The 15014-nt window shown below is 32.0% G+C and carries 12 protein-coding genes; all 12 read right to left on the bottom strand.

The features are described 5' to 3' along the window. Positions 1-100 precede the first annotated feature (100 nt). Positions 101-970 carry an AraC family transcriptional regulator gene (locus tag ABUA27_RS09205; protein WP_349820596.1) on the bottom strand — a complete coding sequence of 290 codons (870 nt, stop codon included), beginning with the start codon at positions 968-970 and terminating at the stop codon, positions 101-103. 47 nt (positions 971-1017) lie between these two features. Further along, the gene (locus ABUA27_RS09200; RefSeq protein ID WP_349820595.1) at positions 1018-2484 is read right to left on the bottom strand and encodes a glycoside hydrolase family 1 protein; all 1467 of its coding nucleotides are present in this window, start codon (positions 2482-2484) and stop codon (positions 1018-1020) included. Positions 2485-2496: 12 nt separating this feature from the next. Then, positions 2497-3234, bottom strand: coding sequence for an alpha/beta hydrolase (locus ABUA27_RS09195; RefSeq protein ID WP_349820594.1), 738 nt, complete (start codon positions 3232-3234; stop codon positions 2497-2499). A gap of 37 nt (positions 3235-3271) precedes the next feature. Beyond that, positions 3272-4555, bottom strand: a complete 1284-nt coding sequence (locus ABUA27_RS09190) for a PTS sugar transporter subunit IIC (protein ID WP_287968492.1) — start codon at positions 4553-4555, stop codon at positions 3272-3274. A 204-nt stretch (positions 4556-4759) separates the two neighbouring features. Then, positions 4760-5206, bottom strand: a complete 447-nt coding sequence (locus ABUA27_RS09185) for a hypothetical protein (protein ID WP_287968493.1) — start codon at positions 5204-5206, stop codon at positions 4760-4762. A gap of 185 nt (positions 5207-5391) precedes the next feature. Beyond that, positions 5392-6258: a LysR family transcriptional regulator gene (locus tag ABUA27_RS09180; protein WP_129980729.1), complete on the bottom strand. Its 867-nt coding sequence runs from the start codon at positions 6256-6258 to the stop codon at positions 5392-5394. A gap of 30 nt (positions 6259-6288) precedes the next feature. Further along, a complete protein-coding gene (locus tag ABUA27_RS09175) occupies positions 6289-8280 on the bottom strand; it encodes an oxidoreductase (RefSeq protein ID WP_287846460.1) in 1992 nt (663 codons plus the stop codon). Between the two features lie 404 nt (positions 8281-8684). Next, positions 8685-10550 (bottom strand): sucrose-specific PTS transporter subunit IIBC, encoded by a 1866-nt coding sequence (locus ABUA27_RS09170; protein WP_287846459.1) that lies wholly within the window; start codon positions 10548-10550, stop codon positions 8685-8687. 4 nt (positions 10551-10554) lie between these two features. Further along, a complete protein-coding gene (locus tag ABUA27_RS09165; protein ID WP_287968496.1) occupies positions 10555-12216 on the bottom strand; it encodes a glycoside hydrolase family 13 protein in 1662 nt (553 codons plus the stop codon). A gap of 11 nt (positions 12217-12227) precedes the next feature. Further along, entirely contained in the window at positions 12228-13043 is an 816-nt protein-coding gene (locus tag ABUA27_RS09160; RefSeq protein ID WP_129980725.1) for a Cof-type HAD-IIB family hydrolase, read from the bottom strand. A gap of 103 nt (positions 13044-13146) precedes the next feature. After that, positions 13147-13911, bottom strand: coding sequence for a MurR/RpiR family transcriptional regulator (locus tag ABUA27_RS09155; protein WP_129980724.1), 765 nt, complete (start codon positions 13909-13911; stop codon positions 13147-13149). Further along, positions 13889-14659, bottom strand: coding sequence for a MurR/RpiR family transcriptional regulator (locus ABUA27_RS09150; protein ID WP_349820593.1), 771 nt, complete (start codon positions 14657-14659; stop codon positions 13889-13891). Before ABUA27_RS09150 ends, ABUA27_RS09155 begins: the two co-directional genes overlap by 23 nt. Positions 14660-15014: the final 355 nt, after the last annotated feature.

Genomic DNA, 15014 nt, shown 5'->3' with positions numbered 1-15014 from the left:
TTTTTTCTAAATTATTCAAACTTGTTTTTAAGTTTGTCTTTTTTTATACGTTTTGATTGATTTTTGTTTCACACTTCCTCCTTTAAAAAGAGACTATTTCCTAAGAAATAGTCTCGTCTTTTATCTGATGTTTTTTTCTAAATTGAGAGGGTGTCTCATGATAGCTCTTCTTAAAGTGACTTATTAAAGAATGTTCATTTGAAAAACCACACTCAATTGCGATATCTAAGTTTCTCTTTTGTGTTGTCATCAATAGAAACTTAGCACGATCTAATCTTATCTTGGTTAAATAAGTATAATAAGTTGTATTCAAATTCTTCTTAAAGAGCAAAGAAATGTGTTGTGTTGTGTAATTGAATTCCTGCGACAATTTCTGCAATGATATATTATCTTGATAATGTGTACTCACATAGAATAGAATATCTGAAAATATATCGTTAATTTCATCTTTTGCATCCAATAAATCAGATTGTGTTTCTTGAACACATAGTGCAAGAATATTTAATATACTTGCTTTATATCTTAATTGTGAGTAAACATCATCATGATTTATAAGCTGTATTATCGTTGAACAATAAGATTGAAACTCTTCTTCATTTTGAACAATAAAGACTTTATCGTTCAATAAAGAGGAAGACATATATTGAAGTATAAAACCTATATTAATATGTATACATTGATAGTTATAGTGTCCTGTTTCTGCAACTATCTTATGTAATGTTTGCATGCCGATAACAACAGTGTTCCCTTTATGAACAATTGTTTCTCCTTGCGGAGTATAGACAGTCATTTCTCCTTCAGTAATATGAACAATTTCTAACCATTCATGCCAATGAGGTTCAACAATAAATAACTCCTGATTCTCTCCTACATCACTTAAAAATAGACAATATTTATGTTTATCAAAACGTCTTAAATTAAGATTTTCACCATCTATATTTTCATATTCTTCATCATATTTAATCTTCATATAATTCACCTTACAGAATTATACCACAACCATTTCTTAATAACTATCTATAGTCCTTCACCGTTTGATTGAATCACCTTTTTATACCAGTTAAACGATTTTTTCTTCGTTCTTTTTAAAGAACCATTTCCTAAATCATCCATATCTACATAAACAAACCCATATCTTTTTTTCATTTCACCTGTACCTGCACTGACCAAATCAATGCATCCCCATGGTGTATATCCCCAAACTTCAACGCCATCATACTCGATAGCAATCTTTATTTGTTCGATATGTTTTCTTAAATAATTAATACGATAATCATCATTAATAGATCCATCTTCTTCAATTGTATCTAATGCACCAAGTCCATTTTCAACAATCATGAGTGGTAATTGATACTTATCATATAAAAGATTTAATACAAGTCTTAATCCTTCCGCATCAATAGGCCATCCCCATTCAGATTCCTCTAAATAAGGGTTTTTAGCGCCTCCAATTTGATTTCCTGACGAACCTTCTTTGACTTCCTTAGTAGAAATAACAGAAGAGTTATAATAACTGAATGAAATAAAGTCTACAGTACCTTCTTTTAAAAGTTCCTGATCTCCTTCTTCAGTTTTCAAAACGATGTTCTGTCTTTCTAATTCTTTTAATTTATAGTTTGGATAATATCCGCGACATTGTACATCATAATAGAAATCCTTAAAATCTCTTGCCATTTCCATTTCTTTGATTGAGTCTAGTGGTTTACATGTTTCAGGATAGAATAGAATATTCGCAATCATTAAACCAATTTTAAAATCAGGATTAATTTGATGGCCTAACATAACAGCTTTTGCACTTGCTAGAAGAATATGATAAATTGCCTGCTGCTGATTCTGTACATTTTGAGATGCTTCAAAGATACCAAGTGTAGTATAATCTCTTAAAAAATTAATTTCATTAAATGTTAACCAGTACTTGACCTTATATTTGTATCTTGTAAATATTGTTTCACAATATCTAGTGAAGAATTCTATTGTTCTTCTGTCTAACCATCCTTGATATTGAACTGCTAGATTTAAAGGGAGGTCGAAATGATTAATAGTAACAAGCGGTTCAATTCCATATTTTAGACATTCATCAAAAACATTATCATAAAATTTTAATCCTTCTTCATTAGGCTGCTCATCATCGCCATTAGGAAAAATACGAGTCCAGTTAATAGACATTCTAAATGTCTTAAATCCCATTTCTCCCATTAAAGCAATATCTTCTTTGTAATGATTATAAAAATCAGTTGCCACATGGCTTGGATAGTAAACAGAATCATCAATGATTGCCTTTGCATTCTTAGGAACATCCTGAAAACGATTAATTGTTTGTCTTGTTCCATCCTCCAACTCAATAACAATACGTCTTGGATTATGCATATCACCATTTGTGATAACATCCGCAGTAGCTAGTCCTTTACCACCGCTTAAATATCCACCTTCATACTGATTTGCAGCAGTTGCACCGCCCCACAAGAAATTCTTAGGAAAACTCATATTTTACCTCCACTATACTTTTCTTCTTGCATTTGAATATTCATCTGTTCTAGGAATCCAATCTAAAAATCTTTCAATCGCAAGATTCCAGAAACGCCATTCATGCTCATAATCTTTAACACTGATCCACTCAACATTCATTCCTTTTTCTTTCATTGCTTCAACAAACTTAACGTCAGATTCATATATAAAATCTTTATCTCCACAAGTCATATAAACTGGAATGTTTCCATCACTGTTTTCTAATATTTGATATAAGTCAATAGGATTGCCTTTCATTTTTACTGCTGCTGAAAAAGCACCAATCGCACTATATTTATGAGTATTTGATAAACCATGATATAAAGCACCAAATCCACCCATTGACAAGCCAGCAATATAGCGATCCTCTTTTCTATGAGAAATTGGGAATACTCCTTCTATAAATTCTGGTAACTCGTTTTCAATAAAGTCATAAAATGCATCCTGTGGGTGATCAATGTAATACTTGTTTTCTCCAGAAATCATAACAACAGCTATCTGTCTCTCTTCCGCAAATAGTTCTACACTTGTATAGCCACCCCATTGTGCATGGTTATTACCAAATCCATGTAAGAGATATAATACTGGATATTTTTTAGAATAATCATGATGAGGTTTTTCACCGCTCATTCCCATAGATTCTGGAATTGTAACTGATGGTAGAATCACATCAATATCAACTGTTCTCATTAATGTATAAGATATTACGTTACACTGTATTTTAGCCATTTTACTTCTCCTTTTATGTGCTCACTTCTAATTAGTACTATGCGTTTTCTTGTTCTTGTCTTAATGCATTCTTATCATCAATTAAGAAGAATGGTAAATACATTAAGAAATCAATACCTAAAGAAAGGAACCAGATCACTAATAGAGGTACCCCACCCTGGAAAAATGCAGTAACAAATCCAGGTGTTACCCATGGCATTGAAATAGTTGGGTTGACTGAAACTGGAATAAATTTCAATAATCCTAATACAAGAAATCCTTTTACAGGGGCTGAGAATATCATTGGAATTAGATAAATAGGATTTAACATAATTGGGAAACCAAAAATTGCTGGTTCGTTGATATTAAATAAGTTTGCAGGTGCAACTAATTTTCTCATAGTTTTGTATTTCTCTGATTTACCAAAGAATGAAGCAATACATAATCCTAAAGTATTTCCAGCTCCACCAATCTGAATACATGAAGCAAGAACTGCAAATGTTAAGTAAGGTAATGCTTGATTTGATAAGAATGCTTCCTGGTTAGCTAATCCAACAATTGTTAAAATAGGCATATAAGGCATTAGAATTGCATTTGGATGAACACCAAAGAACCAGATAAGGTTCATTAATGTAAAAATAGCAATAAGTGAAATAGGATTTGCACCAAAGGCAGATACTGGTTTACCAACCAAAGTACTAATAAGAGTAAATAAATTGCCATATGGTGTAAATGTACAAGCATATTTAACTGCAAATACTGATGTGATTAGGATCATTGCGACAAAAGTAGGTGCTAATGACTGAGAAACCATTGGTGGTACAGAATCAGGAAGTTTTAATTTCAAGTTCTTTTTCATTAAGAAACAATAAAAAGCAGGAATAACTAAACCTAAAATGATTGCTAAGAAAATACCATCGCTTCCTAAATAACTAGTTGCAATTGTTGAAACTGCAGCACCTGCTTTATTTGTAAAAGTCTGAACAGGAATTAAGATAATAAATGCTGCCATAGACATAACAGCTCCGATTGCTCCATTTTCTCCTTCATTCTTAGTAAAAGCATATCCAATAGCTCCTACTACATAAATAGCTAATAAAGATAAAGTTAAAGAAACAACTTCTAATGCAGTCGCATAGATTCCAATACTCTGTAAAAACTGTGTCCATGCAGGAATTGGTAAGTTTGCTAAAACTGCAATTGCTGCTACACCTAATGTAATAGGCATAGTATACATAAATCCTTCTGTTAAAGCTTTAATATAACGGCTGTTTGCTACAGCAGTGGCAAAAGGTCCAACTACTTTTTCTAGACCTCTTTGAAATTTGTCAAAAAAGTTCATATTTAATCCTCCATATTTGATGTAATCATAAAGCTGCGCATATCTTTATACTTACTTTTTAGTACAGATTTAGTATACCGATGTAAACACTTACATAATGTCATATTTTTCATATTTTTATGTCGATAAATAAACAACTTAAACTTTTCTTGTATCATAAAAAGCTGAAATAAAATGAGTCTTCCATTTCATCTCAGCTTACTTCTATTCCCAATCAAATTCATCTATTTCTTTCTTAATATCCATTGAGACTGATGAATCATCTTTAAGTTCCTTCATGAGTTCTACAAACATTTCTCTCTTCGGATTATTTACATCATTGAAACAGCGATGTACCATCCATATATTATGTGCTGTAGGATTTTTTCTTACTGAAGAAACTAATAATTCTTCATATCCATACTTATAGAATTGTTCTAGAAAATGAACTAGATCCCCCGGCATACCAAAATCAACCCTAGGATGAGTTCCTATAATTTCTAAAATAGGTTCCACAAGTTCAAAAGGTTCTGGATATTCATTCATTGCATCAATCAAACCATCATCCATATGATATTCTTCATCTTCTTTAGCTGCATTCTGTAATCTAGTGATTATTTCTTCTTTTGTGGCTGGATTTTTCTGTATATAATCAATATTATTGTACTTCATAATTTTACCTCATTAACAATTGTTGCATATTCTACCCATTCGTTCAATGTATTCCCCAAATTAAGAAATTATTCCAAGAACAGAGTCATATCCCCATTAATACAGCATTCGTCATGATATAAAAAAAATCGTGTAAATCAATTTTGTTCACACGATTTTTTATATAGTTTCAAACAAACCTTTAATTAGATTTGCGGCAATAATGCGACTTGAAGTTTTTTTATTGAATCATCTTTAGAATTTTTTCTAAAAGTACCATAAATATCCCAATGATAGGGCTCTTCAAATGCAATTGCCTTTAATCCTGCTGGTGCTTCATCTTCAAATTTTGGTGAAATCGCAATTCCTATTTTTTGCCTACATAAATGCATCAAGGTTCCGCCATCCATGGTTTTTGCTTTTATGTTTGGAGTAAACCCCTTTATTTTACAGGCTTTAATGAAATCATTATATATATGAAAACTCTCATTCATTATTATAATATTTTCATCCCTCAGCATATCTAGAGGGATTTTTTCCTTCTCATAATAAGGATGTCCTTCATATACATATAAAACAAGATTACATTGACATAATTTTACTTGTTCTAAATTAGGATAATCATGTAGTCCAACAACAATACCATACTCAATATCATAATTAAGAAGCTTATTTATGACTTCTTCATTACTGTACTCACTCCATTCTACATGAAGAGTTTTATTTGAGTTTGCAAAATCTAATATTGTCTTAAGTTGAATAGCCTTTAAGATACCACTTGCACAACCAATTCGTAAGCGATTTATTCCATTGTTAAGATTATTTATTTCAGTTTTAATATGAGCATCCTGCAAAACTAATTCTTTGCTCCAGTCATAAAATAATTTTGCACTATCTGTAGGAACAACACCATTTTGAGAGCGAACGAAAAAAGTGGTGTTATACTCGTGTTCAAGATTCTTGATGATTTTACCAAGACCTTGTGCAGAAATAAATAAATGTTCAGCTGCTCTATGCATACTATGCATTTCATATACTTTCTGAAAATATATAAAATTCTTTATATCACCCAATTTAAATCACCAGTCACCTTTATATCACTATTAAATATGGTTAGCTACTTCGAATGCATCCCAGATTGCATACATGATGTTGGATACTTTTTTTGCATCTCCAAGCAAATAAAGATCAGGAATATCAAACTGAAGATTATTATAAAGTGTATTCTCTTCTTTATATCCAACTGAAAGGATAACACTATCACTCATAATAGTCTTGCTACCTTCTTTAGTATCTACTTTCACTTCTCCATTCGCAAATTCTGTAACCTTTGCACCTGTGATAATTTCTACTCCATTAAATGGTAGCAATGCTTCCAACATTTCTTTGTTCGCAGCACAAAGTGGACCATTTACAGCCATTACCTTATCTAATGCTTCAACAATTGTAACATGAATTCCATTCTGCGCCAACCACAAAGCAGTTTCACAACCTACAAGTCCACCACCTACAACGACAGTTTTCTTTCCAGCATCCTTCTGTTTCAATAAAACTTGTTCTGCTGTATAAGTATGTGAATCATCACCCAAAGAGAATACTTTTGGTTTAGATCCTGTCGCAAGAATAACAGTATCATAATCCATAGCTTTAATTTCTTCTTCATTAAGTTCCGTATTCAAACGAACATGTACACCTAAACGATTTAATTCATTTGTATACCAATCTGCTAATGCAATATCATCTTCTTTAAAATCAGGAGCTCCACCTGGGATTAAATTACCGCCAAGTCTGCTTCCTTTTTCATAAACTACTGGTTGATGTCCTCTGATAGCTAATACACGTGCAGCTTCACATCCTGCAACACCACCACCTACAATCAACACTTTCTTTTTTTTTAAAATAGGCACGTATGCATTAACACGCTCTCTAGCCGCCTGTGGATTTACAGCACAATTAATAAGAGAATATGAAGCAACTCTTCCCATACATCCTTCATGACAAGAAATACATGGACGTATCTGTGTGATTTTACCACATCTTAATTTATTACAATAATCTGGATCTGCTAGTAGTGGTCTACCTAGATCAATAACATCACATTCACCATTTTCAATGGCTTCTAATGCCATATCTGGATTATCCATACGACCTGCACAGAATACTGGGATATCTACTACTTCTTTTACCATTTTGCAGTATTCTCTGTAAAGTCCTTTCTTTTGATACATAGGAGGATGATTCCACCACCAGGCATCATATGTTCCAACATCAGTATCCAACGCATCATAGCCATAGCTTTCAAGTAATTTAGCAGCTTTTAAGCCTTCTTCTGTGTCTCTGCCCTTTTCTTCAAAATCTTCTCCAGGTAATGCCCCAACACGCCAATCTTTTATCATACTTTTTAAACTAAAACGAAGTGTAACAGGGAAATCATCACCACATGTTTTTTTAATTTCTTCTACTATTTCCTTTGCAAAACGAAGTCTGTTTTCAAGAGAACCTCCATATTCATCAGTTCTTTGGTTAAACATTGAAATCGCAAATTGATCAATTAAATAACCTTCATGTACAGCATGAATCTGCACACCATCAAAACCTGCTCTTTTTGCATGGAAAGCAGCTTCACCAAACTGTTTTACAATAGCATGAATTTCATCTACAGTAATGGCACGACAAGTCTTATCTAACCAGCGATGTGGGATTGCAGATGGTGCAATGGGTGGAATATCACCTACATTTGTAGGAATAGTCACACGACCAAATCCTCCTGATAACTGTAAAAAGATTTTACTTCCATATGCATGAATTCGCTCTGTCATTTCTCTACTTGTTTTCACAAAGTTAACAGGCTTGTAAAGTGGATTAGGAACAGTTGTAGGGTCCTGTTTTTCCACAACCTGATCAAAAAATGTAACACCTGTAATAATAAGTCCAGTTCCACCCTTTGCTCTTTCTACATAATAATCAATGCCACGCTGGTTCCAGCCACCATTGGCATCTGCAAGACCTAAAGGTCCCATTGGAGCCATCGCAAATCGATTTTTAATAGTTATACTTCCAATTTTTATTGGACTAAATAATTTTGAATATTTCATAAAATTTGCATCCTTCCTTGTTATTTTATTCTCATGACTACATGATAACATATGTCTTTAGGACTTAATATCAATGAAACGTTTACAGTTATAAACAAATATTTTCTACATACTACTAAAGGTATCAACCTGTAAAAAAGTTGATACCTTTATAAGGTGTGGCATAAGCCACATATTTAATGAACAAACTTTTCATGATATTTATATATGTTTTGTATCTGAAGCACATAGATTGTGTTAAACCTAACAAATACCTTTACTTAAACTCAAATAAATATCACATGACATATCGTTATGGAATTTTTGCTGAATAAGATAACTTAAAGCAACAATACACTTAAAAAGAGTGTTAAAAAAAGAAGCGATACTCTCGCTTCTTTTAATAGTGAGCCCCACACTCATAACTAGAAAGTGATATCTATTTGTTCATTCACCTGAACTTCTTTATTGAGATTATTATTTTTTACTTTATTGCCTTCTGTGAAAAGTACCATTGTAAGTGTTGATTTACCTAACTGATGAATCTTATCTAAATCCACATTGACAAGAACATCACCTTGTTTCACAAAATCACCCTGTTTTACTTTCACATCAAATCCTTCACCATTTAACGAAACTGTATCAATACCAATATGAAGTAATACTTCACCATTTGCTCCTTTGATACCAAATGCATGCCCACTTGGGAATACTGTTTCCAGTTTACCAGAGATTGGAGCTATGATCTTTCCATCAGTAATATCAATCGCAAATCCATCACCTAATAATTTCTGAGAGAATGTTTTGTCTGGAACTTCTTCTAATGCAATGATTTTACCTTTTGCAGGTGATACAAAATATTCATCAGCTGTTAAGTCTTCTTTATCTGGATTAATAGCTTCCTGAGGAATGCCAAATAGATAAGTAAGAATAAAGCATAATACAACTACAAATACTGAAACCAAGAAATAATATAACAACTGATGACCTTCATAGATATACATTAAGTAAGAAGGTAATACGGCTAAACCATATGAATTAGACTGAATATGGAAGATTGATAATAATGCAGCACCAATACCTGAAGTAGTACACATAATAATGAGTGGCTTTAAGTTAAAACGAAGCTGGATACCAAATAAGACCGGTTCACTAATTCCAAATAACTGCGATAACATCGCACCGACTGCAGTCTGTTTTACATGTTCATTCTTAGATTTTTTAATAAATGCGAGACAAGTACCAATATTCGCAAAACCATACATTGCACAAAGCGTAATAAGTGCATTAAATCCTGTATTAGCTAATAAAGATGTTTCAATCATAACATATGTATGATGTAAACCTGTAATAACGGCTAATGGATAAGTAAATCCAATAATAAATCCACCAATACCTAATGGTAGGTCAATTAATGCTCTAATGATTGCAACCATCTTTAGCTCGATAGTATGCATTACTGGACCAACGCCTAATAAGATTACAAGCATAGTAATTAACATCACAAAGAATGGAGTAAAAATAAGATCTAATACATTAGGCATATGTTTACGAAACCATTTTTCTAGATTAGCGCCAATAAGACCTGTAACTATAGCTGTTAATACACTTCCCTGACACCCAACAATCGGGATAAATCCAAATGCCATGACTGCTTCAACACCACTTTTAGGATCCGCAACAGAATATGCATTGGGCAGGATTGGTGACACTAACATGAGACCAATAACTAAACCTACAACTGGTGTACCACCAAACACTTTAAATGCTGACCATACGATAATAGCAGGTAAGAATGCAAATGCTGTTTCTGTTAATACAGAGACAAGTGTTTGAATATAGGCTGGAATATGTGCAGATGATAATCCAAATAAAGCCAATACACTGTCATTAAATAAACAACCCTTTAAACCTAAGAACAAGCCTGTTGCAGCGATAACTGGAATGATGGGCACAAAGATATCTGCTAATGTACGCATCATACGTTTAATACCCTTTTCATTATTCTTTACAGCTTCATCCTGTTCTTTTTTAGATAAAGTTTTTACACCAATGTTTTCAACTTCAGCATACACTTTATTGACAATACCTGTTCCTAAAATAATCTGATACTGTCCAGATGTAAAGAAGACACCTTTTACTTCATCCACTTTTTCCATCTTTTTATCATCAATAAGGTCTCTGTCTTTGACCATAACTCTTAATCTTGTTGCACAATGGGTAACAGAAATAATATTGTCTTCGCCAATAAGTGCAATAATTTCTCTTGCTATTTTATTATATTTATCCATAATTTTATCTCACTTTCAATAATACTGCCTGAAATGGTTTTAACTTAATACCATCATTTAAATCTACAGAATTTAGATTATTGAAGATTACCTCATAATCTTCTTTCTTTTCAAGTTCAACTTCAAAATTAGAGAAGCTAAAGTAACAATCAATGACCATATCATCCAGTTTTCTTCTGTATGCAATGACATCATCATCTTCCACTTTAATTTCTTCAATTGATCCATAAATCAAACAATCTGAATAAACACTTGTTTGTCTAAACTTTATCATTGATTTATAGAATTCTAATATACTTGTAGGATCATTTATCTGATTTTTTGCATTGATATCATCAAAATTTTCAACAAGTTTTAACCAAGGTTTATGCTTTGAAAAACCTGCATTTTCTCCATCATTCCACGGAAATGGCGTTCTTGTATTATCACGGCTTCTAAGATTAACGAATTCTAAAGCTTCTGCTTTTGAATAACCTTCTTCAATAGAACGATGATACTGATCAATACTTGATAAGTCATCAAACTCATCAATAGTTGTTCTCTTGAAATTTATCATACCTAATTCCTGACCCTGATAAATGAATGGAGTTCCTTTAAGGAAGAAATACATAGCTCCTAACATTTTAACTGCAACTGGATTATTTTCATTTTCCAATAGATATTTTGTGGTCGCTCTTGGCTGGTCATGATTTTCAATGAAGTTTGCTGCCCATCCATATTTTTGTACATTTAACTGACTCTCCATAATCAATTTTCTCAAATCAGAAACTGTCCAAGGAATTCTTTTAAACCATTCAGATCCTGAAGCAATATCTAAATCAGCATACTTGAAATCAAATACCATTGAGAAGAAACCATCCTCACCAATAAATTCTTCTAATTGATCATAACGAATACCTGCAGCTTCTGCGACTGTCATACAGTCATATTTCTTAAATGTTTCTTCTTTTAATTCTTCAAGGAACTCTTCAATACCTGGCTGATTTCTAACAGTCTTTGTACATTTTACTAGTCCGTCAGCCCCATCACTTTCTTGACTTGCAAAACTCAAATCCTTTTTAATGAATGTAATAGCATCAATTCTAAATCCTGAAATCCCCATTTCACACCAGGTATTGACCATTTTATAAAGTGCTTGTCTTAACTCAGGATTTTCCCAATTTAAATCAGGCTGTTTCTTGCCAAATGAATGGAAATAGTATTCATCACGTCCATCAACCTTTTCCCATACACTTCCACCAAATACTGAACGCCAGTTATTTGGTACTTCTTTGCCCTGTCTGAAAATATAATAATCATGGTATGCGCTTTCAGGATTGTGTAAAGCTTCCTGGAACCATGGATGTTCATCACTTGTATGATTAAGAACCAAATCTAGAATAATTTTGATATTTCTCTTATCTGCCTCTTCAATTAATTGTTTAAGATCGTCCATAGTTCCAAATTCTTCAGCAATATCTAGATAATCACTGATATCATAGCCATTATCATCCATGGGTGATTTGAAGATTGGACATAGCCAGACTGATGTAATTCCTAAATCTTTCAAATAATCTAATCTAGAAATTATGCCCTGTAAATCACCAATTCCATCATTATTACTATCCTGAAAACTTCTTGGATAGATTTGATATACAACTTCTTTTTGCCACCACTTCTTTTCCATAATTAATCTCCTTAAATAATACCTCTTCTTTTTAACTCCTTATAAATACCATCATCAAAGATATCCTCACATATTGATGTTGCTTTTTCCTTCAACATCGGATGACTTCTTTTCATTGCAATCACTGTATGAGATGCATCGGCCATCGCAATATCATTTTGTCCATCACCAAAACTAATTGTTTCATCTCTACTGATATTAAGATAATTCTGTAAACGTTTGATTGCCTTTCCTTTATCACACCCTGATTGAATAATTTCATAATAATGATGTTCTGGATCACTTTGTGCCAATTGCATTGTATTTCTTAGTAGCGCTTTCATTTTTTTGAATAATTCTTCCTCTGCCCATAAACAGATTTTATGTATCTTCTGATTTCGATATTCATCAATATTATTCTTATAAATTATTTTTTTTGATATAAACTGCTTTGACGTAGAAGAATGTCTTAATTTTGCTTTATTCATTTCATCAAATATTTCTTTAGCCTTTTGATTCATGAATACTTTATCTGAACTTTCTATTGAGAATGCGACATCTTTACTCTTCAATAGTGCAATTGCCTGATTCATCAACTTTTGATCAAACGATTGATGAAACAATTCATTATTCTTATATAGGACACAATTACCTCCACCAACAATAAATCCATCAACACCTAAGGATAGAACATCATTTTGTATTGTTCCCATACTTCTTCCCGTACAAATAATCACTTTACAATTATTTTTTTGGCATAAATGAATCGCTTGTCTGGCAGACTCTGGTATTCCTCTGACTTCATCTCTTAGCGTTCCATCTATATCAAGTAGTAGTAATTTATACATTTATTCCTCCTTTTCTGCTAGCAAACTCATACTAACATTCAAAAAAGAGGATATCAATAAATCGACATCCTCTAATAAATATGTGCATCTTTGGTACAGATTTTCAGTTATTGGGAATATGTGCAGTGTTCACATACATCTTATACTTAATATAAAATAATTCGATAAGTATAAAATAAGGTGTTGTGATATCATATTTCAAATGTTCATTGACTGGTATCTGCATGGATTGGGTATATAAATTATCATCACATAAACGTGCTAACATATTACTCTGCATTTTTGTGATAGAAACCATATAAATCCCCCTCATACGCATCTCCTGTGCAAGCTCAATAATCGTTGGAGATTGACCATTTAATGAAATATAGAAAATAATATCATCTTCTTGTATAAACTTCTTTAATGTTTGAATGATATCATGACCATAAGCATCATATATAATCTTACCTGTTGGCAAAAAGATTCTTTTCATCTCCTTCGCTACTCTGCCTTGAAAGAAGTCTTCACCAAATACAATAATACGATTTGCGGAATTCATCTTTTCAAATATTTTTGTACAATCTTTTTGATCAATATCTTCAATAACCTTATTATAACAATCCATTAGTTGATCAATACTTTTATTATTCTTGACCTGGTTTGATTCATTCAAACGTAATACCGCTCTTAATTCACTATACCCTGATAATTGAATTTTCTGTGAAAAACGTGACAAGCCACTTGTAGATATATGATATTTGATTGCAAACTCGTCAATAGATAATCGTATACAGTCATTTTTATGATTCAAGATACATTCACATATATACTGTTCATTAGGTGTGAGTGAATCATAGTACTTATTAATCTGTTGTTCTAACTTCATTTAACACACCTTCTTTATAATCAATATAATTCATATATAATAAATCTAATAAAGCATAAAAGGCACCTACAACTTCATAAGAAGTTATTTGTAATGTATCTATCTTCTGCGTTGAAACATATAAGTTGTATTCACAAAGCGATGCAATTGTGTTATTGCATAGTCTTGTGAAAGAAATAAGCTGTATAGTCTTGTTGATTCTTTTTGCGATTTCTATACCTTCTTTTGTTTCACCAGATAAAGAGATAATGATAAAAACATCATTGGATTTAAAGCTACCCATCATGAATTCAACTTCACCTAGATCAAAGAGATCAATAACACATTTATTCATAGATAAGAAGATTCTTTTCAATTCCTGAGCTAAGCTTTTTTGTTCATTGCCAGATCCATAAACATACATAACATCTGCATTATATATCTTTTCACAGATAGGCTGAAATGATATCTTTTTCAAATCATTAATGAGTAGTCCATAATTAAAACAAATCTGATGGAAGTCTGTATCATGATGCACTACTTCATCATAATGCTTTTTTAGTAAATATTTTAAATCAGAAAAAGAATTTAACCCAATCTTTTTACATAATCTAAGCAGAGTTGCTCTAGAAACATGACATTCATTCGCAATCTTTTCACATGAATACTGACTATATTCTTTTTGATTGTTTAGTATTTGTTTAATAATATAGTGTTCGTTTTCATTTAATATATTATAATTTTGATTGACTAATGTTTCTAGATTCATGTTATCACCTCATTAATACAAATTTTAACATCATAGTCCTATCTAGTAAAGAAGTGAGATTTCCTCTTCATACCGAAATGAAATGTAAGTGAGAAAAAGAACTATACTAATAATTTTGAGACTTTTACTTACTGAGATGTTTCTTCATCTGCCTATCCTTATGGAATAAATATTATAGAAGATGAAAAAATACTTATTTGATTGCATATGAAAAAAAAGCACTATGTGATGAACTATACTCTATTCAGCCTGTAAAAAATAAAAAAGAGTTAATCAACTGCTAAGGATAAAATAAAAATGTAGGTAAAAGACAACATAAGAATGTTGGAAAACCTACATAATTATTTTGTCCTTT

The sequence above is a fragment of the Catenibacterium sp. RTP21428st1_D7_RTP21428_210409 genome (genome assembly GCF_040227455.1).
GTDB classification, from domain to species: Bacteria; Bacillota_I; Bacilli_A; order Erysipelotrichales; family Coprobacillaceae; genus Catenibacterium; species Catenibacterium mitsuoka_A.
Note: the sequence above shows the minus strand (reverse complement) of the source record. Positions and strands in the feature narration are given on the sequence as shown.

Coding starts and splice junctions, on each gene's coding strand:
- ABUA27_RS09205 (WP_349820596.1), bottom strand. CDS start 970: ATGAAGATTAAATATGATGAAGAATATGAAAATATAGATGGTGAAAAT.
- ABUA27_RS09200 (WP_349820595.1), bottom strand. CDS start 2,484: ATGAGTTTTCCTAAGAATTTCTTGTGGGGCGGTGCAACTGCTGCAAAT.
- ABUA27_RS09195 (WP_349820594.1), bottom strand. CDS start 3,234: ATGGCTAAAATACAGTGTAACGTAATATCTTATACATTAATGAGAACA.
- ABUA27_RS09190 (WP_287968492.1), bottom strand. CDS start 4,555: ATGAACTTTTTTGACAAATTTCAAAGAGGTCTAGAAAAAGTAGTTGGA.
- ABUA27_RS09185 (WP_287968493.1), bottom strand. CDS start 5,206: ATGAAGTACAATAATATTGATTATATACAGAAAAATCCAGCCACAAAA.
- ABUA27_RS09175 (WP_287846460.1), bottom strand. CDS start 8,280: ATGAAATATTCAAAATTATTTAGTCCAATAAAAATTGGAAGTATAACT.
- ABUA27_RS09170 (WP_287846459.1), bottom strand. CDS start 10,550: ATGGATAAATATAATAAAATAGCAAGAGAAATTATTGCACTTATTGGC.
- ABUA27_RS09165 (WP_287968496.1), bottom strand. CDS start 12,216: ATGGAAAAGAAGTGGTGGCAAAAAGAAGTTGTATATCAAATCTATCCA.
- ABUA27_RS09160 (WP_129980725.1), bottom strand. CDS start 13,043: ATGTATAAATTACTACTACTTGATATAGATGGAACGCTAAGAGATGAA.
- ABUA27_RS09155 (WP_129980724.1), bottom strand. CDS start 13,911: ATGAAGTTAGAACAACAGATTAATAAGTACTATGATTCACTCACACCT.
- ABUA27_RS09150 (WP_349820593.1), bottom strand. CDS start 14,659: ATGAATCTAGAAACATTAGTCAATCAAAATTATAATATATTAAATGAA.